The organism is Marinimicrobium sp. UBA4509 (assembly GCF_002388575.1).
Classification (GTDB): domain Bacteria; phylum Pseudomonadota; class Gammaproteobacteria; order Pseudomonadales; family Cellvibrionaceae; genus Marinimicrobium; species Marinimicrobium koreense.
This window is the reverse complement of sequence record NZ_DGMV01000082.1, coordinates 110,756-111,216: the sequence shown is the minus strand read 5'-3', so window position 1 is coordinate 111,216 and position 461 is coordinate 110,756. Positions and strand designations below refer to the sequence as shown.

Annotated in this window: 1 pseudogene; it reads right to left on the bottom strand. The window is 60.5% G+C overall.

The annotated features are described in order from the left end of the window. A pseudogene (locus B3520_RS15315) lies at nt 1-329 on the bottom strand (class I SAM-dependent methyltransferase); the annotation flags it as partial. Nucleotides 330-461: the final 132 nt, after the last annotated feature.

Sequence of the window (461 nt, the reverse complement as noted above, 5' to 3'; positions counted from 1 at the left end):
CCCCGGTCGGTCAGCCGATCGCGACCCACGTTGAGCATGGATTCGTTGATGTCGGCGAGCACCACCAGGCCGTCCGGCCCGACTTTTTTGGCAAAGGCGTAGCTCAGGTCTCCGGTACCGCCGGCAATGTCGAGGATGGTCTGTCCTGGACGGGCCGCCGCCAGTTCGATGGTAAACCGCTTCCACAACCGGTGGACGCCGCCGGACATGAGGTCGTTCATCAGGTCATAACGGGCCGCGACGGAGTGAAACACATTCGCCACTCGGCCGGCTTTTTCCTCAACGGCCACCTGCTCGTAGCCAAAATCGGTGGTTCTCTTCTTACTCATGAGCTCGTCCATCATCGGAATTCACAGGGCCAACATTGTACACGCTAAGCGGGCCCTGCAGTATGTTCGGCGGGAGCATTACGACCGGGCCGGGAAGGGGTAGACCTTCTCAAGACACGCCGTGAACCCATC